At 56.6% G+C, this 24,389-nt stretch carries 17 protein-coding genes; 5 read left to right on the top strand and 12 right to left on the bottom strand.

Translation table 11 applies throughout. The features are described 5' to 3' along the window. The 7 genes from urtD to atzF form a co-directional block, all read right to left on the bottom strand. The gene (gene urtD / locus DBY68_RS13070; protein WP_108475366.1) at positions 1 to 792 is read right to left on the bottom strand and encodes an urea ABC transporter ATP-binding protein UrtD; all 792 of its coding nucleotides are present in this window, start codon (positions 790 to 792) and stop codon (positions 1 to 3) included. After that, positions 785 to 1,861 (bottom strand): urea ABC transporter permease subunit UrtC, encoded by a 1,077-nt coding sequence (gene urtC, locus DBY68_RS13065; RefSeq protein ID WP_108475365.1) that lies wholly within the window; start codon positions 1,859 to 1,861, stop codon positions 785 to 787. Before urtC ends, urtD begins: the two co-directional genes overlap by 8 nt. Continuing rightward, positions 1,861 to 3,426: an urea ABC transporter permease subunit UrtB gene (gene urtB / locus DBY68_RS13060; protein ID WP_108475391.1), complete on the bottom strand. Its 1,566-nt coding sequence runs from the start codon at positions 3,424 to 3,426 to the stop codon at positions 1,861 to 1,863. Before urtB ends, urtC begins: the two co-directional genes overlap by 1 nt. Positions 3,427 to 3,509: 83 nt before the next feature. After that, positions 3,510 to 4,781 carry an urea ABC transporter substrate-binding protein gene (gene urtA / locus DBY68_RS13055; RefSeq protein WP_108475364.1) on the bottom strand — a complete coding sequence of 424 codons (1,272 nt, stop codon included), beginning with the start codon at positions 4,779 to 4,781 and terminating at the stop codon, positions 3,510 to 3,512. A gap of 57 nt (positions 4,782 to 4,838) precedes the next feature. Then, entirely contained in the window at positions 4,839 to 5,513 is a 675-nt protein-coding gene (locus tag DBY68_RS13050; protein WP_108475363.1) for a GntR family transcriptional regulator, read from the bottom strand. A 9-nt stretch (positions 5,514 to 5,522) separates the two neighbouring features. After that, positions 5,523 to 9,140, bottom strand: coding sequence for an urea carboxylase (gene uca, locus DBY68_RS13045; RefSeq protein WP_108475362.1), 3,618 nt, complete (start codon positions 9,138 to 9,140; stop codon positions 5,523 to 5,525). Next, on the bottom strand, positions 9,133 to 10,935 hold the full coding sequence (gene atzF, locus DBY68_RS13040; protein ID WP_108475361.1) for an allophanate hydrolase: 1,803 nt from the start codon (positions 10,933 to 10,935) through the stop codon (positions 9,133 to 9,135). The genes uca and atzF overlap by 8 nt, the downstream gene beginning before the upstream one ends. Positions 10,936 to 11,301: 366 nt before the next feature. On the opposite strand from atzF, the gene DBY68_RS13035 reads away from it, so the two are divergent. Continuing rightward, the gene (locus tag DBY68_RS13035) at positions 11,302 to 12,939 is read left to right on the top strand and encodes an alpha,alpha-trehalase (RefSeq protein WP_108475360.1); all 1,638 of its coding nucleotides are present in this window, start codon (positions 11,302 to 11,304) and stop codon (positions 12,937 to 12,939) included. A gap of 125 nt (positions 12,940 to 13,064) precedes the next feature. On the opposite strand, the gene DBY68_RS13030 is transcribed toward DBY68_RS13035, so the two are convergent. Together DBY68_RS13030 and DBY68_RS13025 are read right to left on the bottom strand one after the other, a co-directional pair. Beyond that, positions 13,065 to 15,167, bottom strand: a complete 2,103-nt coding sequence (locus DBY68_RS13030) for a TonB-dependent siderophore receptor (protein WP_108475359.1) — start codon at positions 15,165 to 15,167, stop codon at positions 13,065 to 13,067. A gap of 155 nt (positions 15,168 to 15,322) precedes the next feature. Beyond that, complete coding sequence (locus DBY68_RS13025; protein WP_108475358.1) at positions 15,323 to 15,580, bottom strand: GlsB/YeaQ/YmgE family stress response membrane protein; 258 nt, start codon at positions 15,578 to 15,580, stop codon at positions 15,323 to 15,325. Positions 15,581 to 15,844: 264 nt separating this feature from the next. Here DBY68_RS13025 and DBY68_RS13020 point away from each other — a divergent pair, with 264 nt between their 5' ends. Further along, positions 15,845 to 16,579 (top strand): flagellar brake protein, encoded by a 735-nt coding sequence (locus DBY68_RS13020; RefSeq protein WP_108475357.1) that lies wholly within the window; start codon positions 15,845 to 15,847, stop codon positions 16,577 to 16,579. On the opposite strand, the gene emtA is transcribed toward DBY68_RS13020, so the two are convergent. Next, positions 16,580 to 17,191 (bottom strand): membrane-bound lytic murein transglycosylase EmtA, encoded by a 612-nt coding sequence (gene emtA, locus DBY68_RS13015; RefSeq protein ID WP_108475356.1) that lies wholly within the window; start codon positions 17,189 to 17,191, stop codon positions 16,580 to 16,582. A gap of 94 nt (positions 17,192 to 17,285) precedes the next feature. Between emtA and ldcA the strand changes: the two genes are divergently transcribed. Together ldcA and DBY68_RS13005 are read left to right on the top strand one after the other, a co-directional pair. Further along, a complete protein-coding gene (gene ldcA, locus DBY68_RS13010; protein ID WP_108475355.1) occupies positions 17,286 to 18,200 on the top strand; it encodes a muramoyltetrapeptide carboxypeptidase in 915 nt (304 codons plus the stop codon). 96 nt (positions 18,201 to 18,296) lie between these two features. Next, the gene (locus DBY68_RS13005; protein WP_108475354.1) at positions 18,297 to 20,030 is read left to right on the top strand and encodes a potassium/proton antiporter; all 1,734 of its coding nucleotides are present in this window, start codon (positions 18,297 to 18,299) and stop codon (positions 20,028 to 20,030) included. 100 nt (positions 20,031 to 20,130) lie between these two features. Here the strand turns inward: DBY68_RS13005 and dadX are convergent, their stop codons facing one another. Both dadX and DBY68_RS12995 read right to left on the bottom strand, forming a co-directional pair. Next, the gene (gene dadX / locus DBY68_RS13000) at positions 20,131 to 21,201 is read right to left on the bottom strand and encodes a catabolic alanine racemase DadX (RefSeq protein WP_108475353.1); all 1,071 of its coding nucleotides are present in this window, start codon (positions 21,199 to 21,201) and stop codon (positions 20,131 to 20,133) included. Between the two features lie 9 nt (positions 21,202 to 21,210). Then, positions 21,211 to 22,509 (bottom strand): D-amino acid dehydrogenase, encoded by a 1,299-nt coding sequence (locus DBY68_RS12995; protein WP_108475352.1) that lies wholly within the window; start codon positions 22,507 to 22,509, stop codon positions 21,211 to 21,213. Positions 22,510 to 22,835: 326 nt separating this feature from the next. On the opposite strand from DBY68_RS12995, the gene DBY68_RS12990 reads away from it, so the two are divergent. Beyond that, the gene (locus DBY68_RS12990) at positions 22,836 to 24,368 is read left to right on the top strand and encodes a SpoVR family protein (protein WP_108475351.1); all 1,533 of its coding nucleotides are present in this window, start codon (positions 22,836 to 22,838) and stop codon (positions 24,366 to 24,368) included. Positions 24,369 to 24,389: the final 21 nt, after the last annotated feature.

The raw sequence follows: 24,389 nt of genomic DNA, 5'->3' as shown, positions 1-24,389 counted from the left end.
TTAGCGCCCCAGATAAACGTCGATAACCTGCTCGTTGGCCTGCACGTCGCGCAACGAGCCCTCCGCCAGCACCTGCCCCTGATGCAGCACCGTCACGTGGTCGGCAATACTCTCGACAAACCCCATATCGTGCTCAACCACCATCAATGAGTGCTTTCCAGCGAGCGTCCGAAACAGTTCGGCGATGTATTCCGTTTCCGCATCCGTCAGCCCGGCGGCGGGTTCATCCAGCAGCAACAGATGCGGCTCCTGCACCAGCAGCATGCCAATTTCCAAAAACTGCTTTTGCCCGTGGGATAGCAACCCCGCAGCGCGCTGGCTGGCGTCGGTAAGGCGCAGCAGATGCAGCACTTCATTGATGCGATCCCGCTGCTCGCCGCTGAGTTTAGCGCGCAGGCTGTGCCACACGGATTTATCGTTTTTTTGCGCGATTTCGAGGTTTTCCAGCACCGTCAGCGCGCCAAAAACGGTGGGTTTCTGAAACTTGCGGCCAATCCCCGCGCGGGCAATCTCAACGGGCGATAAGGTGCGCAGATCGATAGTCTGATCGTAAAAAATCCGCCCATTATCTGGCTGCGTTTTCCCGGTGATCACATCCATCAGCGTGGTTTTGCCCGCGCCGTTAGGGCCAATCACACAGCGCAGTTCACCCACGCCAATGGACAACGAGAGGTCGGTTAATGCGCGAAACCCATCAAACGTAACGTTGATATTTTCCAGCTGCAGCACCGGATCGGTTTTATCGCGATAGCGGTCTTGTGGCAGCGGCTGGGTAAAAAGGGAATCAGTCATGCTTCCTCCGTTTGAGCAGGCCAATCACGCCGCGCGGTAAAAACAGGGTCACCAGAATAAACATCAGGCCGAGGAAAAAGAGCCAGTAGTCCGGGAAGGCGACGGTAAACCAGCTTTTCGCACCGTTCACAATGCCCGCGCCCAGCACCGGGCCAATCAGCGATCCGCGACCACCGAGCGCCACCCAAATCGCCGCCTCAATAGAGTTAGTGGGCGACATTTCACTGGGGTTGATAATGCCCACCTGCGGCACATACAGCGCCCCCGCCAGACCACACAATACCGCCGAGAGCGTCCAGACGAACAGCTTGAAACCACGTGGATCGTAGCCGCAGAACATCAGGCGATTTTCCGCATCGCGCACGCCGGTCAGCACCCGGCCAAACTTGCTGCGAGTCAGCGCCACGCCAATTGCCAGCGCCGCCACCAGCAGCAACACGGTGGCGATAAACAGCGCGATGCGCGTGCCCGTCGCCGACACCGGAAAGCCTAAAATGGTGGTGAATCCCGTAAAGCCGTTATTGCCGCCAAAACCGGTTTCGTTACGGAAAAATAGCAACATACCCGCGTAGGTCAGCGCCTGTGTCATGATCGAGAAGTAGACATCTTTAATCCGCGAGCGGAAAGCGAAGTAGCCAAACAGCAGCGCCAGCAGGCCAGGTACCAAAATGATCAGGCACAGCGCCCAGGCAAAATGCTGGGTACCGACCCAGAACCACGGCAGTTCCGTCCACGAGAGAAATGACATAAACGCCGGTAAGCTGTCGCCCGCGGCCTGGCGCATCAGGTACATGCCCATCGCGTAGCCGCCAAGGGCGAAGAATAACCCGTGTCCAAGCGAGAGCAGACCGGCGTAGCCCCACACCAGATCCAGCGCCACGGCGACAATCGCATAGCACAGAATTTTGCCGATTAGCGTAAGCGTGTAGGTTGACATCGCCAGCGGATGCGCCGCAGGCAACAGCGCCAGAAACGGCAGAATCAGCAGCGCGATGAAAATCAACGCGCCGAGTGCGCCCGACACACGCGGCGCGCGGCGGGCTAAAGTCAGTGTCAGTGGCTGGCTCATCAGTCAATCACCCTCCCCTTGAAGGCAAACAGCCCCTGTGGCCGCTTCTGGATAAACAGTACAATCATCACCAGGATGGCGATTTTACCCAGCACCGCACCAAGCTGCGGTTCGAGAAACTTATTCAGCACGCCCAGTCCCAGCGCGGCCACCACGGTGCCCGCCAGTTGCCCAACGCCGCCGGTCACCACCACCAGGAAGGAGTCGATAATGTACCCCTGTCCCAGCTCCGGCCCCACATTGCCCAACTGAGATAACGCCACGCCGCCCAACCCGGCAATGCCGGAACCCAGCCCAAACGCCAGCATATCCACGCGCCCGGTCGCTACGCCGCAGCAATCTGCCATCCGGCGATTCTGTGTGACCGCCCGCACGTTCATTCCGAGACGGGTTTTATTGAGCAGCAACCAGGTCAGCGCCAGCACGCCCGCCACGAAAACAATCACCGCGATACGGTTGTACGGCAGCACCAGATTCGGCAGCGCGTTCCAGCCGCCCGATAACCACGCCGGGTTCGCCACTTCCAGGTTCTGCGTGCCAAATATTACGCGCACCAGTTGGATCAGCATCAGGCTGATCCCCCACGTCGCCAGCAGCGTTTCCAGCGGTCGCCCATATAAATGGCGAATGATCGTGCGCTCAAGCAGCATCCCGATCACGGCGGTGATGGCGAACGCCACCGGCAGCGCCGCCAGTGGGTAAAGTGCCAGCCAGTCCGGCGCGTATCGGGCAAAGACGTCCTGCACCAGCCAGGTCGCGTATGCGCCCAACATCAGCATTTCTCCGTGGGCCATATTGATAACGCCCAGCAAGCCGTAAGTAATGGCCAGGCCCAGCGCCGCCAGCAGCAGAATCGAGCCCAGTGATAAGCCACTAAACGCCAGCCCCAGCCATTCGCCCCATTTCAGGCGTTGCTGGATCTGTTTCAGGCTATCGGCAGCCGCCTCGCGTACCGCCGCATCCGGTTCGTTTTCTGGCTGGGTGAGACGGTTCAGACTCGCCTGTACCTGCGGGTCGCTGGCCTCGCCCAGTAATTTCACCGCCTGCAAACGCTGGGCCGGGCGGCTATCGGTTAACTGTAATCCGGCGACCGCGATACCCAGCGCCTGATGTACGGCGTTATTCTTTTCAGCAGCAAGACGCTGGCTGAGAAACGGCAACTGATCTGCCTGCGCGCTGGTCTGCAACGCCTGCGCCGCCTGCAACCGCACAGCATCGTCCGGGCTTACCAGTTGATGCGCCGACAGCGCACTGGCGACCAGCCCACGCAGGCGGTTATTCATAAACACTTTTTTCGTCGCGCCTGCGGGCACAGCGTCGCCCTCCAGCGGCGTCAATGTGCCCTGTTGTTGTGAAAAAAGCTGCCCCTGGGTGTCCATCACCACCGTTTCACGGTTCAACGCCTGTAACAGCGTCAGACGGGAAGCGTCCGGCGTTTGCGCCCACTGTTGCAACAACTGCGCCTGCTGGCTGCGGTTCGCCTTGCCGTACTCTTCGGCGGGGCCGGCCAGCGCCGAGGTTGCCATCAACAGACAGCTAATAAAAAGAGTGCTTAAAATTTTCATCGTGTCGGTGTCTTCTTTTGTGGCCCGACGACGCCGGGCCAGCCAACCGTTGGCAGAGGCGTCATCCGCCCCCACCGCTGCGATTATTTACCGCCCGTCTTCACCGGACTTTCCGATTTTTTATCATTGCCCGGAATGTACGGGCTCCACGGCTGCGCGCGCACCGGTTGTTCGGTCTGCCATACGACGTTGAACTGGCCGTTATCTTCGATTTCGCCAATCATCACCGGTTTATGCAGGTGGTGATTAGTAGCGTCCATGGTGAGGGTGAAGCCGCTCGGCGCAGCAAACGATTGATTCGCCATCGCTTCCCGCACTTTATCAACATCCGTGGTGCCTGCTTTTTCCACCGCCTGAGCCCACATGTGGATACCGACATAGGTCGCTTCCATCGGGTCGTTGGTCACCACGGTATCGGCGTTCGGTAATTTATGCGCTTTGGCATAGGCGCGATAATCCGCCACGAATGTGCTGTTCACCGGGTTGCTGACCGATTCAAAGTAGTTCCACGCGGCCAGGTGACCCACCAGCGGTTTGGTGTCAATGCCGCGCAATTCCTCTTCGCCGACAGAGAACGCCACCACCGGCACGTCGGTGGATTTAATGCCCTGATTTGCCAGCTCTTTGTAGAACGGAACATTGGAGTCACCGTTGATGGTGGAGATCACCGCCGTTTTACCGCCTGCGGAGAATTTTTTGATGTTAGAGACGATCGTCTGATAGTCGCTGTAACCAAACGGCGTATACACCTCTTCAATGTCTTTATCCTGAACGCCTTTTGAATGCAGGAACGCGCGCAGAATTTTGTTGGTGGTGCGCGGATAAACGTAGTCGGTGCCCAGCAGGAAGAAGCGCTTCGCGCCACCGCCGTCTTCGCTCATCATGTACTCCACTGCCGGGATAGCCTGCTGATTCGGCGCGGCCCCGGTATAGAACACGTTCGGCGACATCTCTTCACCTTCGTACTGCACCGGATAGAACAGCAGGCCGTTCAGTTCTTCAAATACCGGCAGCACTGATTTGCGCGACACCGACGTCCAGCAGCCAAACACCACGGCGGCTTTATCCTGGCTCAGCAGCTGGCGCGCCTTTTCCGCGAACAGCGGCCAGTTGGACGCCGGATCAACCACCACCGGCTCCAGCTTTTTACCCAGCACGCCGCCTTTGGCGTTGATTTCATCAATGGTCATCAGCGCCATATCCTTCAGCGGCGTTTCTGAAATCGCCATCGTGCCGGAGAGCGAGTGCATGATGCCGACTTTAATGGTGTCTGCTGCGTATGCCTGTAACGAGATGCCCATGCTCAAAAACGTCGCGGAGAGGGCAAAAGCTTTCAGTAAAGAACGTCTTTTCATCACTAAACCCCTAAATAATATTGATTAATGTCTCCGCAGATGCGGAGCGGGAACGTCTTACAACCTGGCCTGCTGAAGCCGGTGCAGGGTAATTTTTCTGACCTCGGCTTTACTCTGTGAAATGTGTTCCGTCAGCAGGCGCTGCGCCTCTTCTCTTTGCTGACGCAGCACCGCCTGCAAAATGCGCGCGTGCTCCTGATAGGTGGCATCCACGCGATCCTCGCGGGTGAAGTCGAGATGGCGAATAATGCGAATCTTTTCCGTCAGCTCGATATGTACGCGCACCATTTCTTCGTTGCCGCTGGCGCGCACCAGTGTGGTATGAAAAGCCTCGTCATGGCGCGAAAGGGTTTTGCCAGGCGCCATGCGCGGGGCGTCTATCCAGAAATCCACCAGCGATGCGAGGTGGTTCTGGCATGTTGCGGGCGGCATGTCGCACAGGCGCTTTACCGCTTCACACTCCAGTACGATGCGAAAGTCGTACAGCGCTTCGAACCATGCGAAGTCAAACGGTTTGACTTGCCAACCGCTCCGGCTGTACACCTGCACGTAGCCCTCCTGTTCGAGACGAAACAGGGCCTGACGCACCGGCGTACGGCTGGCGGCCATCCGCTCTGAAATTTCGTTTTCGCTGAAATGCTCACCGGGCATCAGGCGAAAATCGAAGATGTCATTTTTCAGCGCGTGATAGATGCGCTCACCAAGGCCGGGGCTACGTTTGCTGCTTTCCATTCCGCCCCCTTACTCCAGCCACAACAGCGCATCACCGGGGCTGACCGGGAGACCCGGCTGACAGGCGATGCGTTTCACTGTTCCCGCTTTAGGTGCGTGGATTGCCAGTTCCATTTTCATCGCTTCGACGATGATCAGTGGCTGCCCGTCCGTCACCTCTTCGCCCGGTTTTACCAGCACTTTCCAGATGTTGCCGTTCATATCGCCGGTCACGGCGAACGCATCATCATCGGCTTCCTCAAGGACGACCTGATGCGGGCGTTCTGCGTCGACGGCTTGTTCATCCATCTGCCAGCGCGCGACTTCGCTTTCAAAGGCCAGCGCCTGCTTCTCGCGGAAATGGCGAATCTCGTCGGCGTTGGCCTCAAGGAAGCGCAGATGCTCGGCAAAATCGAATTCGCTCTCTTCGATGCGCACGGTGGCCCGTCCTTCACGGAAATCATCACGCAGTTGATTGAGTTCGCTTTCGCTGACCGGATAGAAGCGCACCTGGTCGAAGAAGCACAGCAGCCACGGTTCGCCCGCCGCGAACTGACGGTTTTTGAGGAATTTGTTCCAGATAGGCAGCGTGCGCCCCACCAGTTGATAACCGCCGGGGGAGTCCATGCCATAGATGCACATATACATACCGCCAATACCGACCGTGCCTTCGGCGGTAAAGGTACGCGCCGGGTTGTATTTCGAACTCAGCAGGCGGTGACGCGGGTCAATGGGTACAGCGCAAGGTGCGCCCAGGTAAACATCACCCAGCCCGAGGATCAGATAGCTGGCATCGAAAATCGTCTCACGCACCGCCTCCCGGCTCGCCAGCCCATTGATGCGCTGAATGAAATCAACGTTATTTGGCAGCCACGGCGCGCTGGCGCGAACTGTATCCTGATAGCGGCTGACGGCGTCCAGCGTGGCGGTGTCTTCAAAAGCCATCGGCAGCCAGACAATACGCGACGGGACTTTCATCGCGCTGACATCGCCCATGTGCGACTCCTGCTCCAGCAGAAGCGTAACCAGCGCCTGCTGGCTGATTTCGCGACTGTCGTAGCGCACCTGTAGCGAGCGCACGCCCGGCGAAAGCTCTTTAATGCCTGGGTGTGATAAATCGTTCAGCCGCGCCATCAGCAGATGCACGCGCAGGCGCAGCGCCAGATCGAGAACGTTGTCACCGTATTCAATCAGGATGTAGTTATCCCCCGCCTGGCGATAGACGATGGCGGGCGTTGTCGCGCTGGCGGGCAACGACACCAGCGCCGCCGCCGAGACGCCATCACGCGCGGCCAACGATGGCACGGCAAATGTCGCCAGTTGGCTGGACTGGAGCGTATCGATCGTGCGGTCCATTGCCTTTTCCCGTGCGACGGCATCGGCCACGCTTATCGGGTAGAAGCGAATCGTGTCGCCAGGCTTCACCTGCCCCACTTTCCACAGCTCCGCTTTCGCAATGGTGACCGGGCAGACAAATCCACCGAGGCTTGGCCCATCGCGCGTAAGGATCACCGGGAAGTCGCCGGTAAAGTTAATTGCGCCAATGGCGTATTCGCAGTCATGCACGTTGGAGGGGTGCAACCCGGCTTCGCCACCGTCCGGGCGAGTCCATTCCGGTTTTGGACCGACCAGACGCACGCCCAGGCGATTAGAGTTGTAATGCACCTGCCATTCACTGGCGAAAAAATCATCAATCGATTTTTGACTGAAGAAATCCGGTGCGCCGTGTGGGCCATACAGCACGCCGATGCGCCAGCTATCGCCATACTCTGGCACCAGCGACGCGGCCAGCGCCTGCGGTTCGCTCACCGGTGCAGGCGTAGTACAGGCGCTTAGCTCCGGGCGCGAAACGGGCAGCAGATCGGCGACTTTCAGCGTGCGTCCGGCGTGGCCGCCAAACTGGCCCAGCGCGAAGGTGGAACGGCTTCCAAGATATTCCGGCACATCAAAACCGTTACGTACGGCGAGGTACGCGCGACAGCCCGCTTTTGCGCGCCCAAGGCTGAGGGTTTGCCCGCGTTTAACCGTGACCGGCTGCCAGAGCGGCACGGGCGTCTCATCCAGCAGCGCCTGACAATCAGCCCCGGTGAGGGCAATGACCGCATCCGTGTGAAAGCGCAGCACTGGCCCCTGAAGCGTAAATTCCAGCCCGGCGGCGGTGTGGTGGTTGCCGACAATGCGGTTCGCCAGCCGAAAGGCGTAATCATCCATCGGCCCGGACGGCGGTACGCCGATATCCCAGTAACCGAGACGCCCCGGATAATCCTGAATACTGCTCCAGGTACCCGGTTGCAGCACTTCAATCACCGGCGATTCTGCCTCTACGCTATCGAGCCAGCGCGTCCAGACGCGGCCTTCCGTGAACGCCTCGCTTGACGTTATCTGACGCAGATAATCGAGATTGGTGGTAATACCGTGCAACCGCGTGGCATTCAGCGCCTGAGCCAGTTTGTCCAGCGCCGCCTCGCGGGTATCCGCATGCACAATCAGCTTGGCAATCATCGGGTCGTAAAATGCAGAGACGTCACTGCCCGTCGCCACGCCGCTGTCTATACGCACACCGTCCGGGAAGGCGACTTCCGTTAGCACGCCGGGGCTCGGCTGGAAGTTCTTCAGCGGGTTTTCCGCATAGATGCGCACTTCCATCGCCGCGCCCTGCGGGGCCTGCGCCAGACGCGCCCAGTCAATGCTTTCACCGGCAGCGACGCGCAGCATACACGCCACCAGATCGAGCCCGGTAACGCACTCGGTGACCGGATGCTCCACCTGCAAACGGGTGTTCACTTCGAGGAAGTAAAATGCGTCCTGCTCGGGGTCATAGATAAATTCCACCGTACCTGCGCTGCGGTAATTCACCAGCTTGCCCAGCTCAACGGCGGCATTCAGTAGTGCTTCGCGCGTGGCTTGCGGCAGATTCGGCGCGGGCGTCTCTTCCACCACCTTCTGATTGCGCCGCTGAAGAGAGCAGTCGCGCTCCCCCAGGGCAACAACATTGCCGTTGCCATCGCCAAAGATCTGCACTTCGATGTGCCGGGCGCGATCGATACAGCGCTCAATAAACACGCCGGCATCGCTGAAGAACTGTTCGCCGAGACGACGCACGCTCTCCCACGCCTGCACCAATGCTTCACGGTCGGCGCAGCGTGTCAGACCAATACCGCCGCCACCCGCCGTGCTTTTCAGCATCACCGGATAGCCAATTTTCTGCGCCGCGTTTAGCGCCTCGTCAATGGTGTCCAGCAGCCCGGTACCCGGCGTCATCGGCACACCAGCCTGCGCCGCCAGTTCGCGCGCCCGATGCTTTAAGCCGAACTCACCAATCTGCTGCGCCGTCGGGCCGACGAACGCGATACCCGCCTGCTCGCAGGCATCGGCAAACGCCAGGCTTTCCGAGAGAAAACCGTAACCCGGCCAGATAGCCTGCGCCCCGCTTTCCTGTGCGGCAGCGATGATTTTGTCGATGCGCAGATAACTGTCGCTGGCTTTCTCCCCGCCCAGCGCCAGCGCGATATCCGCCTGTTTAACGTGTTCAGCGTTTTTATCCGCGTCGGAATAAACCGCAACGCTGGTAATGCCCAGACGCGTTAAGGTACGGATAGCGCGGCAGGCGATTTCACCGCGGTTAGCAATCAGGACGGTGTTAAACATGATGCGTCTCCTTGCGGCCAACCCAGTGGCGCCAGCCTTTAAATTCAGTGATATCGGTGGCGTCATCCAACGCCGCGGGTTCGCAGATAAAGCCTTTCACCCAGCGCCCGTCGGCCAGTTCCAGCGAGCCAATCCCCAGCGGGGCGGGAATTTCAGCGACAAACTCGCCAAAGCGCGCCAGCGGGATATCCCACAGCTCCACCTGGATGGCTGCGCCATCGGCATAACGCGCGATGCCCGGCTTTGGCGGCTGCGTGTTCGCCAGCGCAAAAAGCCGATAGCGGGCGGCGGTTTCTGTCGCTTCAACAAACACCGCATCGCGCTGAGTCAATTGGAAATTGAGCGGCATACCGCGCAGATGTGCGCCGACAACGGCGACGCGAACGTGATGCACGGAAAGCGGCAGCGACGAAGAGATAGCCGGGAAGGCGTGTCCGGTTGCGCCCAGCGGCAGGGCTAACTGTTGCTGCCAGCGGCGACCAAAATCGGCCAGCGCGCGGTCATGCCAGGCCGGCGCGAGCAGCGTAATGCCAGCGGGTAAGCCATCCGCACGGAACGGGGCCGGCAGCGCGAGGGCGCTGAGATCGGCAAGGTTGGTGAAATTGGTGTAGGTGCCAAACTGCGAATTAAAGCGAATGGGTTCACGCGCCATATCAGCCAGGGTATGAATGGTTGGTGACGTCGGCACCACCAGCGCATCAACCCCGGCGAGCGCGGTCTGAATCTTGCGTGCCAGCTCTGCCCGCAGATATTCGGCTTTAAAAGCCTCAACGGCGCTGTAGTTCAGGCCTGCTGCGATGATGGTATGCACCGTAGAGTTCATCTGCTCCGGGTGATTCAGCGTGTCACCCACCGCCGCGGTGCGCTCGGCCACCCACGGGCCCTGGTAAAGCTGTTCCGCCAGTTGATAGAACGCTGTGAAATCGATGGGCTTTAGGGTCACGCCGCTTTCGCGCAGCGCACCGAGCGCCGCCTGCCAGGCCTGCTCTGCCATGCTATCGTCAAAGAAGAGCAACGAGTCCGGAATGGCGAGTACCGGGTTTTGTGAAAAAGTCGCAGGCGCAGTGGCCGGGTTGCTTCGGGAATAGGCATCCTCGGTGTCGAACCCTCCAGCGAGGGTGGCAACCTGCCAGGCATCGTCCACCGTCAGGGCAAACACCGAAAGCGTATCGTTCAGACGACAGGCAGGGAAAACCCCGGTCGCCGAGAGCCAGCCTTTGGTCGGCTTCAGCCCGACAATATTATTAAACCCGGCAGGTACGCGGCCTGAACCTGCGGTATCAGTGCCTAATGAAAACGGCACCAGCCCGCGCGCCACCACCGACGCAGATCCAGAACTGGAACCGCCGCTCACATAATCGGGGTTAAACGCATTCGCGACGGCACCGTAAGGAGAACGCGTGCCAACCAGCCCGGTGGCGAACTGATCCAGGTTAGTTTTACCGATAAGGATCGCGCCCGCTGCTTTCAGTTTCGCCACGGCGGTGGCGTCACGTTCCGCGACGCTGGCAATCGCCGGGCAGGCTGCGGTCGTTTGCCAGCCAGCGGCGTCTACGTTGTCTTTAATCGCAAAGGGAATACCAAATAGCGGATAACGTTCTGGCTGCTGCTGGTAGTGCGGCAACAGAGCGTCTATTTGCTCGCGAAGCTGCGTTTCGCTGGCAAGCACGATCCACGCATTATCCTGCGCAGACAGCGAATGAAGATGGTCATGTAATAAGGCAAATACGTTGTCACTATTTCGCGCAATGGCCTGTTGCCATTCGCCAACTGTTTTTCCGGTCATTACTGCCATGTTGGAATTCCTGTTGGTATACAAGATGGAATTCATATAGCAACCGGCATGCCAAATTATTAACTTACTGTTTTAAAACAAATTAACTCATCACCATTATTATTTATAAGAATTAACTGCACCCTTTCAGAACATGTATGAGCGATAACTGTGCAAATAATCATCAGTAAAAATAATGACCAGTACTGACAGTGAAAAGATATTCCAATGATTAAGGGGCTTTCATTTTTAACCTGACGCAATGGGATCCGCGCTGAAAAAACAGCAATTAATCACGCAAATCGCCACGGCGAAGAGGAATTTCAACTAAGGTTTTCATCAGGTTGATTGCAGCGCTCCTGCTGTTTGCCGAAATGGAGAAAACCGATGAAGAACATTGCTGCGCATCCTGTTGCGCGCCACACCCTCACCTTAAGCGCTCTGCTGCTGGCTTTTGCCGCGCAGGCGCAGGAGGAGTACCCGGCCTCCCCTGATATTCTGCTTGGGCCGCTGTTTAATGATGTGCAAAGCGCGAAACTCTTTCCCGATCAAAAAACTTTTGCCGACGCGGTGCCCAAAAGCGACCCGTTGATGATCCTCGCGGATTACCGTATGCAAAAGAGCCAAACCAGCTTTGACCTGCGCCACTTTGTGGAGATGAACTTCTCGCTGCCGCAGGCGGGCGAAACCTATGTACCGCCCAAAGGGCAGACCCTGCGCCAGCACATTGATGGCCTGTGGCCGGTCTTAACCCGCACCAGCGAAACAGCGGAAAAGTGGAGTTCACTGCTGCCGCTACCGAAACCCTATGTGGTACCCGGCGGGCGCTTTCGTGAGGTGTATTACTGGGACAGTTACTTCACCATGCTCGGCCTCGCGGAGAGCGGGCACTGGGATAAAGTGGCCGATATGGTGGCAAACTTCGCCTGGGAAATCGACACCTGGGGGCATATCCCCAATGGTAACCGCAGCTACTACTTAAGCCGTTCACAACCGCCGTTTTTCTCGCTGATGGTTGAGTTACTGGCAAAACATGACAGCGACGCGCTGAAAACCTATCTGCCACAGATGGAAAAAGAGCACGCGTACTGGATGGAGGGCGCGGAAAGTCTTCAGCCTGGCGACGCCAACAAGCGGGTGGTGAAACTGCGCGACGGCGCTCTGCTCAACCGCTACTGGGATGATAACGATACGCCGCGCCCGGAATCCTGGCTCGATGACGTGACCACCGCGAAGAAAAACCCCAATCGCCCGGCTACGGAGATCTACCGCGATCTACGTTCTGCCGCCGCATCGGGTTGGGATTTCAGTTCACGCTGGATGGATAACCCACAGCAACTGGGCACCATTCGCACCACCAGCATCGTGCCCGTCGATCTGAACGCGCTGATGTATAAGATGGAAAAACTGATCGCCGAAGGCAGCAAAGCCGCGGGCGATACGGCGAAAAGTCACCAGTACGATACCGACGCCAACGCGCGCCAGAAGGCTATCGAAAAATATCTGTGGAACGATAAAGAGGGTTGGTACGCCGATTACGATTTGAAGTCGCACAAGGTGCGTAATCAGTTGACCGCTGCCGCCCTGTTCCCGCTGTACGTGAATGCCGCATCCCATGAGCGAGCAACCAGAGTGGCGGCGGCAACGGAAAGCCGATTATTGAAACCGGGCGGCATTACCACCACGACCATTAACAGCGGGCAACAGTGGGATGCGCCAAACGGCTGGGCACCGTTGCAGTGGGTCGCCGTGGAAGGGTTGCAGAACTATGGTCAGGAGAAAGTGGCGATGGATGTCACCTGGCGCTTCCTGAGCAACGTGCAGCACACCTACGACAAGGAGAAAAAGCTGGTGGAAAAATATGATATTACCTCCACCGGGACGGGCGGCGGCGGCGGCGAATATCCGCTACAGGACGGCTTTGGCTGGACCAACGGTGTAACGCTGAAGATGCTGGATTTGATTTGCCCGAAAGAGAAACCGTGCGATACGGTGCCAGATGCGCCAGTACAGGCGGCGAGGTAGAGCACCCTCACCCCGCCCTCTCCCTCAGGGAGAGGGCGAAAACCAGCGCAGGTCTGCAAAACCGGCTCGGTCGGTCCCCTCTCCCTGAGGGAGAGGGTTAGGGTGAGGGGGAAAAATCCTCACCATCAAAACGTATAACTCGCCCCCACCTGCACCGTGCGATCGCGGCCAATCCAGCAGTTGGTGCTGTCGTAGCAGCTGAAGGTTTCTTTGTTGGTCAGGTTTTGCGCGCTGGCCTTCAGCATCAAGCCGTTCAGGCTGCTGTCGAGGGCCGACATATCGTACGATATCGCCATATCATACTGCGTCGTGCCGCCCAGCTTGCCTTCGTTATTGGCCGGCGAAATCTCCATCGGCCCGGTGTAGCGCACCCCCGCGCCCAGAGTGAGGCCGCTTAACAAGCTCCCATCAAAGGTGTAATCGCCCCACAGGTTAAACGCATTTTCCGGCACCTGCGTTGGGCGTTTGCCTTCATAGGTTTCATCCTCCGTGTTGATAGCATGCGTATAGGCGTAGTTGGCAATCAGGTTGAGGTTGTCCGTTGGACGACTGACGACAGAGAGCTCCGCGCCTTTCGATTCAATCTCCCCTGTCTGGCGGTAGTTCCAGCTTGGGTCTGCGCTTACCACGTTTTTCTGACGGATGTTAAACACCGAGGCGGTAAAGGTCGTCGCATACTCTGCCAGCAGGTATTTCACCCCGCCCTCCACCTGTTTGCTGGTGGTCGGTTTCACGTCCTGCGCGGTCAAATTGCCGCGCGGCGATACCGGCAGGAACCCTTCCGAGTAGCTGATAAACGGTGATAACCCATTTTCAAAGGCATACAGTGCGCCCAGGCGTTTGGTGACGCGATCCTGCGAGATCCACGCTTTTTGCTGGTCATTGAGATAATCCGTGGTAGCGGACTGGTACTCATCATAGCGAATGCTGCCAAGAATATTCAGGCCGCCGAACTCCACCTGATCCTGGAAGTAATACCCTTTCTGGTTGTAAGAAAGGCGGTTCTTCTGCGCGGTGTAGAGCCCTAAATTATCGCTGGTGATCTGCGAGTAATCCGGATGCAGCATATCGATGCCCGGCGTGGTCGAGGCGTAGCGATAGTTATAATGCGAATTCAGTTTCTGGTAATCGAACCCCGCCAGCAGGTGATGCTGCCAGTCGCCCAGCGCGAAGGTTTTGGTGACCTGGTTATCGATATTAAAACTGTGCAGATCTTCATCTGTGGTGTAGGCAAAGCGGTTCAGTTCATAGACGTTTGCGCTGCCCGCATTCCCGGTGGAATAGGCGCTGCGCTGATGGGTATCGATATCAAAGTAACGCGCTTTCTGGGCGATGCCCCAACCGCTGTCGAATTCATGCTCGAAGCTATACCCCACCATCCACTGGCGCTGTTCGAAACCGCTCCACTTATCACCCGCAAAGTCGCGACGCCCGGCGTAGCTGGAACGCAGATACGAAAGCGGTAATGGATTGGACGGCGTCAGGCTTGGCGTATTTTGCGCCAGCGCGTCAAATGTCAGGCGTGTTTTATTATCGGGTTGCCAGGTGACGCTCGGCGCAACCAGGTAATCTTCGTAACGCGTGGTGTGAGGCTGGTCGTCGCCTTCACGCGCTTTACCCAGCAGGCGGTAGCTCCAGTCGCTGTCGAGGATACGTCCGGTAGAATCCAGATACCCCTCTTTCAGGTTGCGGGTACCGGTGTTAAACCCTACTTCTGTGCGCTGCTCGGTTTGCGGCTTTTTCCCCTGAATATTCACCAGCCCGCCCGGCGAACCGTTGCCGTAAAGCACCGAAGAGGGCCCCTTCAGAATATCCACGCTTTCAACCAGCAGCGGATCAATACGCGCTTTGGTGTTGCCGTTAACGTTATAGGGCAGTTGCAGGCCGTTATAAAATTCATTGTCGACGGTAAAGCCTCGGATTTTATATTCGCTCATGTAGCTGGTGCTGCCGCGCACTTCCGTCGAAACGCCCGGCGCATAGCGCAGGATCTCATTAACCGAGTTGGCGTGGCGTTGGCTAATTTCTTTACTGCTGATGGTATTGATGACCTGCGGCGTTTTGCTCTCGGCGACAGCCGATTTGGTGGCGCTGTTAGTCCAGGCAGGCAGTTCACTGCTCCCCTGTGAACCGGTCACGACCATAGTGGTTTCAGCATTGTCGGCCAGGGCCGGTGTGGCGAGTGCGAGGGCAATCATTGCCGAGAGCGTACGATAGGCGAAGCGCATAATGTTTGTCTGACCAATTATTAGAATAAAGAATGCTAATTATTCTCATTTTTATTTGATGCGCAATAGCCAGACGCCCGGCGGAAGAAAAATTTGTGGAGAATCAACAGAAAGGAAGAAGAACGGCCCCGAACGGGGCCGTTGCAGCGTGATGCTTAGTTGTTGCGGCGCAGGAAGCGGAAGATAACCAGCACGACAATGGCACCCACAACGGCGACCAGGAAGCTGTGCATATCAAAGCCCATCGCGCGATCGCCAAAGCCCAGCGTGGTGGCAATCCAACCGCCCACCACAGCACCGACGATCCCCAGCAGACAGGTCAGAATAAAGCCGCCGCCGTCTTTTCCCGGCATAATCAGTTTGGCAATAACACCCGCAATAAGACCAAAAATAATCCAGGCAATAACACCCATTTTTACCATCCTCCAATTAAAAAAACCTCAAAAAAAGCGCCGACATTCTGCGCCGCTAATGTTTCAAGTATAGGTAATTACTCTTAAAAATCTCGCCGCTACGCTTATATTTTATTCATGCGTTGAATATGTTTGACCTGAACATGCCCTTATCCCCCGCACGCCGTGCAGAAAGCGCACAAAAAAATTTTTTCACTGTGGCTGAAGTTTCCTGGGCGTCAACCGATAACAACCAGACGGTTTATCCTCCAGAAGAGATAGCAGATGAATCAATACCCTTCGCAATTCCTGAAACAAAACCCGCTGGCCGTATTGAATATTCTGCGCGATCTTCATCGCGATAACGTGCCGCTACGCGTCTCATGGGGAAGCGGGCAGTTTATCAGTCGCCTTCTGGAGGTGAGTAAAACCGCGCTGGTACTCGATTTTGGCAGTCAGGAGTACGAAAACCGCGCGGTACAGCGCGTGGAGAACGTCACCATCACCGCCGAAACCGCCGGCGCTAAAATGGAGTTCACGGTGACACAGCTGCAGGCGGGCGAACATCAGGGACTTCCGGCGTTCATTCTTCCCGTTCCACCGACACTCTGGTTTATTCAGCGGCGTGAATATTTCCGCATCACCGCCCCGCTGCATCCGCCCTACTTTGGCAAAGTGCAGCTCCCCGGAAAACAGGCGCTGAGCTTTCGAATTTTTGACCTGTCGCTGGGAGGAATGGGCGCGCTACTGGATAGCCAGCCGGAAGGTGATTTACAGCCGGGAATGCGTTTTTCTCAGCTGGAGCTGGATATGGGGCAATGGGGAAAATTCCATTTTGATGCGCAATTGATTGCGGTCAGCGAGCGCACAGTGGTCGATCATAAAAACGAAACCGTCAGTACGCCGCGGTTGAGTTTTCGATTTTTGAACGTTAACCCGGCGGCGGAACGCTCGCTCCAGCGCATCATTTTTTCGCTGGAGCGAGAGGCGCGTGAACGCGCCAGTAAGGTTCGCGATTAACTACATCGCATCCATGGCTTTCTGCATTTTCCAGATATAGCGCGGTGCCTGCGGAGCCGGATGGTTTTCGACAACGTGTTCGAAGAACTCGTCTTTATCCAGATCGTTGATTTTGCTGATAGCTTTTTTACGATCGGAGGAGAACGTCCGCAACAGCGCGCCCGCGCCGTTAGCGTAAGAGACCATCAGCGCGTACTGCATCACTTCCGGGTCTTTAATGCCCGCCAGCGAGCCATGTTCCAGTATGCTCAGATAAGCCGCGCCCATAGAGATATTACGCTCCGGGTTTTTCAGCTCGCTGGTGGACGGTTGACCGCGCCAGCCCATATGCCGGTAGACGTCCAGCCCGGAGGTCGAGGCCTTCAACTGCATCAGGCCAACAGCGTTGGATTTACTGACCAGATTCGGGTTGCCGCCGGATTCGACCGCAATGATGGCGGTGATCAAACGCGGGCTCACGCCCCACGCCGCACCGGCTTTTTCGCTAATTGGCATCCATTGCATTGCGCGCTTTACCGGCACCTGCGGATCCCAGGGCGGGTTTTTGTAATCCTGTTTTGAACTGCATCCGGCAAGTAACACAATTAAAAAAGCAAACCATCTCAATTTCACGCAACTATCCTTTTTAGCTCAAGTATGTCGCCAGTAATGACAATAACGGGTTCAGGCGGCATGATACTCGTTTCGTTCTCTGCAAGGAATTGCCATGTCACAGTTTCATCTGATCGCCCCGTCGGGCTACTGCATCAATCAATCCGCCGCCGAAATGGGCGTTAACCGGCTGATAAGCGCAGGGCATCAGGTCAACCATCAGCAGGTCATTCCTCGGCGCAGCCAGCGCTTTGCGGGCGTCGAAAGTGAACGTCTAGCCGATATCAATCAACTCGCCGAACTAACAGGTAAAAATCAGATAGTGCTGGCGGTACGCGGCGGCTATGGCGCAAGCCGTCTGCTGGATGCCATCGACTGGCCGTCCCTAATCGCGCGCCAGCAGCAGGATCCGCTGCTTATCTGCGGGCACAGCGATTTCACCGCTATTCAGATGGGGCTGCTGGCAAAAGGTGACGTCGTCACCTTCAGCGGGCCAATGCTGGCGGGGAATTTTGGCGCGGAAACCCTGAACGACTTTACCGTACATCACTTCTGGCAGGCGCTGCGCAATGAAACCTTCACGCTGGAATGGGCGGGTGACGGGCCGCAGTGTCGTGAAGAGGGTAAACTGTGGGGCGGAAATCTGGCGATGCTGACGTCGCTGGTGGGCACGCCATGGATGCCGCAAATCCACGACGGTATTCTGGTGCTCGAAGATATCAACGAACATCCATTCCGCGTGGAACGCATGCTGCTGCAACTGTTGTACGCGGGTATTCTGCCGCGTCAGAAGGCGATCGTGCTCAGCAGCTTCACCGGAGCCACACCAAACGATTACGACGCAGGTTATGATTTGCAGACCATGTACGACTATTTGCGTTCAAAGCTGGCGATCCCGGTCATCAGCGGGCTCGATTTCGGCCATGAACAGCGCACGGTCACGTTGCCGCTGGGTGCGCAGGCGAAGCTGGTGCATACGTCAAGCGCCACCACGCTGACTATCACTGGGCATCCCACCCTGACGGAATAAAAAACACATTTATTACTCTTATTGTTTCAGTGTTCACGCGCTAATTATGATAACTTTTTGTAACTAGCTTGTTCGTTATCGGGGAGTACGTGAACATTGGACGCCGCGGCAGTCATTAGTCTCTTTATTTTGGGTTCAGTCTTAGTAACCTGCAGTATTCTTTTAAGTTCATTCTCTTCCCGCCTTGGTATCCCGATTCTGGTTATCTTTCTTGCCATTGGTATGCTCGCAGGCGTAGATGGCATCGGCGGCATTCCTTTCGATAATTATCCGTTCGCCTATATGGTAAGTAACCTGGCGCTGGCGGTGATCCTGCTGGATGGCGGGATGCGCACTCAGGCGAGCTCATTTCGTGTCGCCCTTGGCCCGGCATTGTCACTGGCAACGGTAGGTGTGTTAATTACCTCCGGGCTGACGGGTATCGCGGCGGCCTGGCTGTTTAACCTTAACTGGATTGAAGGCCTGCTGATTGGCGCGATTGTCGGCTCGACGGATGCGGCGGCGGTGTTTTCCCTGTTGGGCGGCAAAGGGCTGAACGAGCGTGTCGGCTCGACGCTTGAGATTGAATCCGGCAGCAATGATCCGATGGCGGTCTTTTTGACCATCACCCTGATCGAGATGATTCAACAGCATGAAACGGGCTTAAGCTGGATGTTTGCCGTGCATATCATTCAGCAGTTTGGTCTGGGTATTCTGATTGGCCTTGCGGGGGGGTATCTGCTGTTGCAGATGATTAACCGTATCACGCTGCCGACCGGGCTGTATCCGCTGCTGGCCCTCAGCGGCGGGATCATGATTTTTGCCATTACCACGTCGCTGGACGGCAGCGGTATCCTCGCCGTGTACCTATGCGGCTTCCTGCTGGGTAATCGCCCCATTCGTAACCGCTTCGGCATACTGCAAAACTTCGACGGGCTGGCGTGGCTGGCGCAAATCGGCATGTTCCTGGTGCTCGGTCTGCTGGTGACGCCGTCTGACCTGCTGCCAATTGCCGCTTCCGCCCTGCTGCTGTCGCTGTGGATGATTTTCTTTGCTCGCCCATTATCGGTGTTTATCGGCCTGCTGCCGTTTCGCGGGTTTAACCTGCGCGAGCGCATTTTCATCAGTTGGGTCGGTCTGCGTGGCGCGGTACCGATTATCCTCGCTGTTTTCCCGATGATGGCCGGGCTCGATAACGCGCGTCTGTTCTTTAACGTCGCCTTCTTCGTGGTGCTGGTGTCGCTGCTGCTTCAGGGCACCTCGCTCTCCTGGGCGGCGAAACGTGCCAAAGTGGTGGTGCCGCCTGTCGGCTTGCCAGTGTCACGCGTTGGGTTGGATATTCATCCGGAAAACCCGTGGGAGCAGCTTATTTATCAGTTGAGCGCCGACAAATGGTGCGTGGGTGCTGCGCTGCGTGACCTGCATATGCCGAAAGATACGCGCATCGCCGCACTGTTCCGCGATAACGTGCTGCTACATCCGAACGGCAGCACACGGTTACGCGAAGGCGATATTCTGTGCGTAATTGCCCGCGAGCGCGATATTCCGGCGCTCGGCAAACTGTTCAGTCAGTCGCCGCCTGTGGCGCTGGATCAACGTTTCTTTGGTGACTTTATTCTCGAAGCCAGCGCCAAATTCGCCGATGTGGCGATGATTTACGGTCTTGACGATGTCGAGGAATTTCGTGATAAGCAGCAGTCGCTGGGCGAGATCGTTCAACAGTTGTTAGGCGCAACGCCAGTTGTTGGCGATCAGGTCGAGTTTGCCGGGATGGTGTGGACGGTCGCGGAAAAAGCCGATAATGAAGTCGTTAAAGTCGGGGTTAAAGTCGCAGAAGACGAAGCGGAATAACCGCCTGAGATTGTCTGATGCGCTTTGCTTATCAGGCCTAAGGGGATTAGCGATCTTTTGTAAGCCGGATAAGGCGTTTACGCCGCATCCGGCAACACGGTTACACTGTCACAACTGGCACGCGCGGCGCCAGCGCGCACATTAACTCGTATCCCACGGTGCCGGCGCAGGCAGCAACGTCATCAATTTTGATGCTGTTGCCCCACAATTCGACGGGTGCGCCAATTCCCGCATTCGGGCATGGCGTCAAATCCACCGCCAGCATATCCATGGATACCGTTCCCACCGTGGTGGTGCGCACACTATCCACCATCACCGGCGTACCCGATGGCGCAATACGCGGATAACCGTCCGCGTATCCACAGGCAACAATACCAATACGCTGCTCCTGGGTGGCGGTAAAGCGACTGCCGTAACCCACCGTGTCGCCCGGTTTCAGGTTTTGCACCGCGATAATCTGACTGCTCAGGGTCATCACCGGTTTGATACCGCTGTTTGCCACATCCTGCCACTGGCCGGAAGGTGACGCACCATAGAGAATAATGCCCGGGCGTACCCAGTCATAATGCGTTTGAGGGTGCCAGAGCGTTGCGGCTGAATTGGCAAGCGAGCGCGGGCAATCCAGCCCTTCTGCCGCCTGTTCGATTCGCTGCATCGGGCGTTCGACACCCTCGCTTTTTTCTGCGTCCGCGAAATGTGACATCAACGTCATCGCGCCGACGTTCGGCACTTTGCGCAGGATCTGCCACACGGTACTGACGCGATCCGGCGTAAAGCCGAGCCGGTTCATGCCGCTATTCACTTTCAGATAGATATCCAGCGGTGCATGCAGTTTTGCATCCTGGATGGCTTTAATCTGCCAGTTACTGTGGACGCTGGTGGTTAAGCGATACTTATCAAATAGCTCCAGCTCATCGGCATGGAAGAACCCTTCCAGCAGCAGAACAGGCCCTTTCCAGCCCCACTCGCGAAGCCGAATGGCGTCTTCAAGGTTGAGCATCGCAAAACCATCCGTATCGCGTAGCCCACCCCAGACATGCTTCAGGCCATGCCCGTAAGCATCGGCTTTTACCACCGACCAGACACGGGAGTTCGGTGCCGCACGCCGTACAACGTTGAGATTTTGCCGCAACGCCGAAAGATCGATGCTGGCTTCTACAGGACGAGACATGCTTTCTCCTTATTGATGAGCGCCGTGCAGATGCTGAGGACGCAACGGCGTAAAGCCCGGCGAGTAGCGCGCCACGCTTAGATCGTCATAAGGAATGGCAGGCGTACGCCCGGAGATTAAATCGCTGATTAACTGCCCGGAACCGCAGGACATCGTCCAGCCCAGCGTGCCGTGGCCCGTGTTCAGCCACAGATTTTTGAATGCGGTTTTGCCAATGATTGGCGTGCCGTCCGGCGTCATGGGGCGCAGGCCGGTCCAGAACGTGGCTTGTTCAATATAGCCACCGCGCGGGAACAGATCGCCCACCACCATTTCCAGTGTTTCACGGCGAGGTTGCAGCAGTTCAGTGTTGAAACCAACAATTTCTGCCATCCCGCCAACGCGAATACGATTATCAAAACGCGTAATGGCAATTTTGTAGGTTTCATCAAGGATAGTCGAAACCGGTGCACCCGCCTCTTCCTTCACCGGAATGGTGAGCGAATACCCTTTTAGCGGATACACCGGAATGTCCACCAACCCTTTGAGCATCGCGGTGGAATAGGAACCAAACGCCATCACGTAAGCATCGGCTTTAATCAATTCATCGCCGCACTTCACGCCATAGATGTGCTCACCTTCCCGCAGCAGCGCATCGACAGGCGTGTTATAGCGGAAGGTAACGCCCGCGTTTTCAGCCATCTGCGCCAGACGCTGGGTGAATAGCCGACAGTCGCCGGTTTCATCGTTCGGTAAACGCAGGCCCCCCGTCAGTTTGTGCGCCACGCTTGCCAGCGCAGGCTCAACCTCGGCAAGTCGGGCGGATTCCAGTAATTGATACGGCACGCCCGCGTCTTCCAGTACAGCAATGTCGCGCATCGCGTTCTCATACTGCTGTGCGGTGCGGAAAAGCTGCAACGTGCCGCCCTGCCGTCCTTCGTAGGCAATCCCGGTGGATTCACGTAGCGCTTTCAGGCAGTCGCGGCTGTACTCCGCCAGACGCACCATGCGGCCTTTGTTTTCCATGTAGTGGCGCGTGTCGCAGTTGCGCAGCATTTGCCACATCCATTTCAACTGGAACTGCGTGCCATCGAGGCTTATCGCCAGCGGTGCGTGGCGCTGGAACATCCATTTAATCGCCTTCAGCGGCACGCCCGGCGCCGCCCAGGGTGCCGCGTAACCGGGGGAGATCTGCCCGGCATTTCCGGCGCTGGTCTCCATTGCCGGGCCCGCTTCCCGATCGATAACCGTAACCTGATGTCCTGCCTGACTTAAATACCAGGCGCTGGTCACGCCCACTACGCCACTTCCCAGTATGACAACGTGCATAGCTACTCCAGAATCGAATTGAGTAAAAGAACAATCTTCTGATTACAAATTGATAACCCAGATGAAAATATTATTCAACATAGGCTTTTTTTATGGTGACGTAGTTCACATACAACCCCGCCAGCGCTGGCATGCGAGAATCAACATCTCCTGCTAAGCAATAATTTTACCCAGCATAATATGCTGCATAATTGTAAAAATATCGTCATCAAAATGAAGAAATCGCGAAGAAAAAAATGGGTGCTTGTTACAGTTTTTCCCAGGTGTTCTATTCTTTTACTGAGGCTCTCCAGACAGAGAGAGTCGCCAACAATGAGGGCGCGCTAATGGCAACGATTGATTCGATGAATAAGGACAGCACGCGTTTAAGCGACGGACCCGACTGGACATTTCCCCTGCTGGAAACCTATCTGGTTGAGATAGACCGGGTAGCCAAACTCTACCGGCTGGATACCTATCCCCATCAAATCGAAGTCATTACCTCTGAGCAGATGATGGATGCTTATTCCAGCATCGGGATGCCAATTAACTATACCCACTGGTCGTTCGGTAAGAAGTTTATCGAGACTGAGCAGGCCTATAAGCATGGCCAGCAGGGGCTGGCCTATGAGATTGTGATTAACTCCAATCCCTGTATCGCTTATTTGATGGAGGAGAACACCATTACCATGCAGGCACTGGTAATGGCGCACGCCTGCTACGGGCATAACTCCTTCTTTAAGAATAACTATCTTTTCCGTAGCTGGACGGATGCCAGCTCCATCGTCGATTACCTGCTTTTCGCCCGCAAATACATTAGCGAGTGTGAGGAACGCTATGGTGTCGATGAAGTGGAAAAACTGCTCGACTCCTGCCATGCGCTGATGAACTACGGTGTGGATCGCTATAAACGTCCGCAAAAGATCTCGCTGCAGGAGGAGAAAGCCCGGCAGAAAAGCCGTGAAGAGTATCTGCAAAGCCAGGTGAATATGTTATGGCGTACTCTGCCGAAGCGTGAAGAGGAGAAAACGGTGGAATCCGCGCGCCGTTACCCTTCCGAGCCGCAGGAGAACCTGCTCTATTTTATGGAGAAAAACGCGCCGTTACTGGAGCCGTGGCAGCGCGAAATCATGCGCATTGTACGTAAGGTAAGCCAGTATTTTTATCCGCAGAAACAGACGCAAGTGATGAACGAGGGCTGGGCCACGTTCTGGCACTACACCATTCTCAACCATCTGTATGATGAAGGGAAAGTGACCGAGCGTTTTATGCTGGAATTTCTGCACAGCCACACCAATGTGGTCTTCCAGCCACCGTATAACAGCCCGTGGTACAGCGGTATTAACCCCTATGCGCTGGGCTTTGCCATGTTCCAGGATATCAAACGTATTTGCCAGACGCCGACGGAAGAAGACCGCTACTGGTTCCCGGATATGGCGGGATCGGACTGGCTGGAAACGCTGCATTTTGCGATGCGCGATTTTAAAGATGAAAGTTTTATCAGCCAGTTCCTGTCACCGAAAGTCATGCGTGATTTCCGCCTGTTTACGGTACTGGATGACGACCGCAATAACTATCTGGAGATCTCAGCCATTCACAACGAAAGCGGCTATCGCGAAATTCGTGCCCAGCTTTCGTCACAATATAATCTCAGTAACCTGGAGCCAAATATTCAGGTGTGGAATGTGGACCTGCGCGGCGACCGTTCGCTGACGCTGCGCTATGTGCCGCACAACCGCGCGCCGCTGGACAAAGGCCGTCGTGAAGTGCTCAAGCATGTGCACCGTCTGTGGGGCTTTGAAGTGCATCTTGAGCAGCAAAATGCGGATGGCAGTGTTGAATTACTGGAGCGTTGCCCGCCGAGACCGGGCGCGTTGTGATACAAAAAAGCCTCTCAATTG

It is taken from the genome of Pseudocitrobacter sp. RIT415 (genome assembly GCF_003057695.2).
In the GTDB taxonomy this organism is placed as follows: Bacteria; Pseudomonadota; Gammaproteobacteria; order Enterobacterales; family Enterobacteriaceae; genus Pseudocitrobacter; species Pseudocitrobacter faecalis.
The sequence above is the reverse complement of the archived record's forward strand: the minus strand, read 5'-3'. Positions and strand labels throughout refer to the sequence as shown.

Coding starts and splice junctions, on each gene's coding strand:
- DBY68_RS12990 (WP_108475351.1), top strand. CDS start 22,836: ATGGCAACGATTGATTCGATGAATAAGGACAGCACGCGTTTAAGCGAC.
- DBY68_RS12995 (WP_108475352.1), bottom strand. CDS start 22,509: ATGCACGTTGTCATACTGGGAAGTGGCGTAGTGGGCGTGACCAGCGCC.
- DBY68_RS13025 (WP_108475358.1), bottom strand. CDS start 15,580: ATGGGTGTTATTGCCTGGATTATTTTTGGTCTTATTGCGGGTGTTATT.
- urtD (WP_108475366.1), bottom strand. CDS start 792: ATGACTGATTCCCTTTTTACCCAGCCGCTGCCACAAGACCGCTATCGC.
- DBY68_RS13050 (WP_108475363.1), bottom strand. CDS start 5,513: ATGGAAAGCAGCAAACGTAGCCCCGGCCTTGGTGAGCGCATCTATCAC.
- atzF (WP_108475361.1), bottom strand. CDS start 10,935: ATGGCAGTAATGACCGGAAAAACAGTTGGCGAATGGCAACAGGCCATT.
- DBY68_RS13020 (WP_108475357.1), top strand. CDS start 15,845: ATGAATCAATACCCTTCGCAATTCCTGAAACAAAACCCGCTGGCCGTA.
- DBY68_RS13030 (WP_108475359.1), bottom strand. CDS start 15,167: ATGCGCTTCGCCTATCGTACGCTCTCGGCAATGATTGCCCTCGCACTC.
- uca (WP_108475362.1), bottom strand. CDS start 9,140: ATGTTTAACACCGTCCTGATTGCTAACCGCGGTGAAATCGCCTGCCGC.
- urtA (WP_108475364.1), bottom strand. CDS start 4,781: ATGAAAAGACGTTCTTTACTGAAAGCTTTTGCCCTCTCCGCGACGTTT.
- DBY68_RS13035 (WP_108475360.1), top strand. CDS start 11,302: ATGAAGAACATTGCTGCGCATCCTGTTGCGCGCCACACCCTCACCTTA.
- dadX (WP_108475353.1), bottom strand. CDS start 21,201: ATGTCTCGTCCTGTAGAAGCCAGCATCGATCTTTCGGCGTTGCGGCAA.
- ldcA (WP_108475355.1), top strand. CDS start 17,286: ATGTCACAGTTTCATCTGATCGCCCCGTCGGGCTACTGCATCAATCAA.
- urtB (WP_108475391.1), bottom strand. CDS start 3,426: ATGAAAATTTTAAGCACTCTTTTTATTAGCTGTCTGTTGATGGCAACC.
- urtC (WP_108475365.1), bottom strand. CDS start 1,861: ATGAGCCAGCCACTGACACTGACTTTAGCCCGCCGCGCGCCGCGTGTG.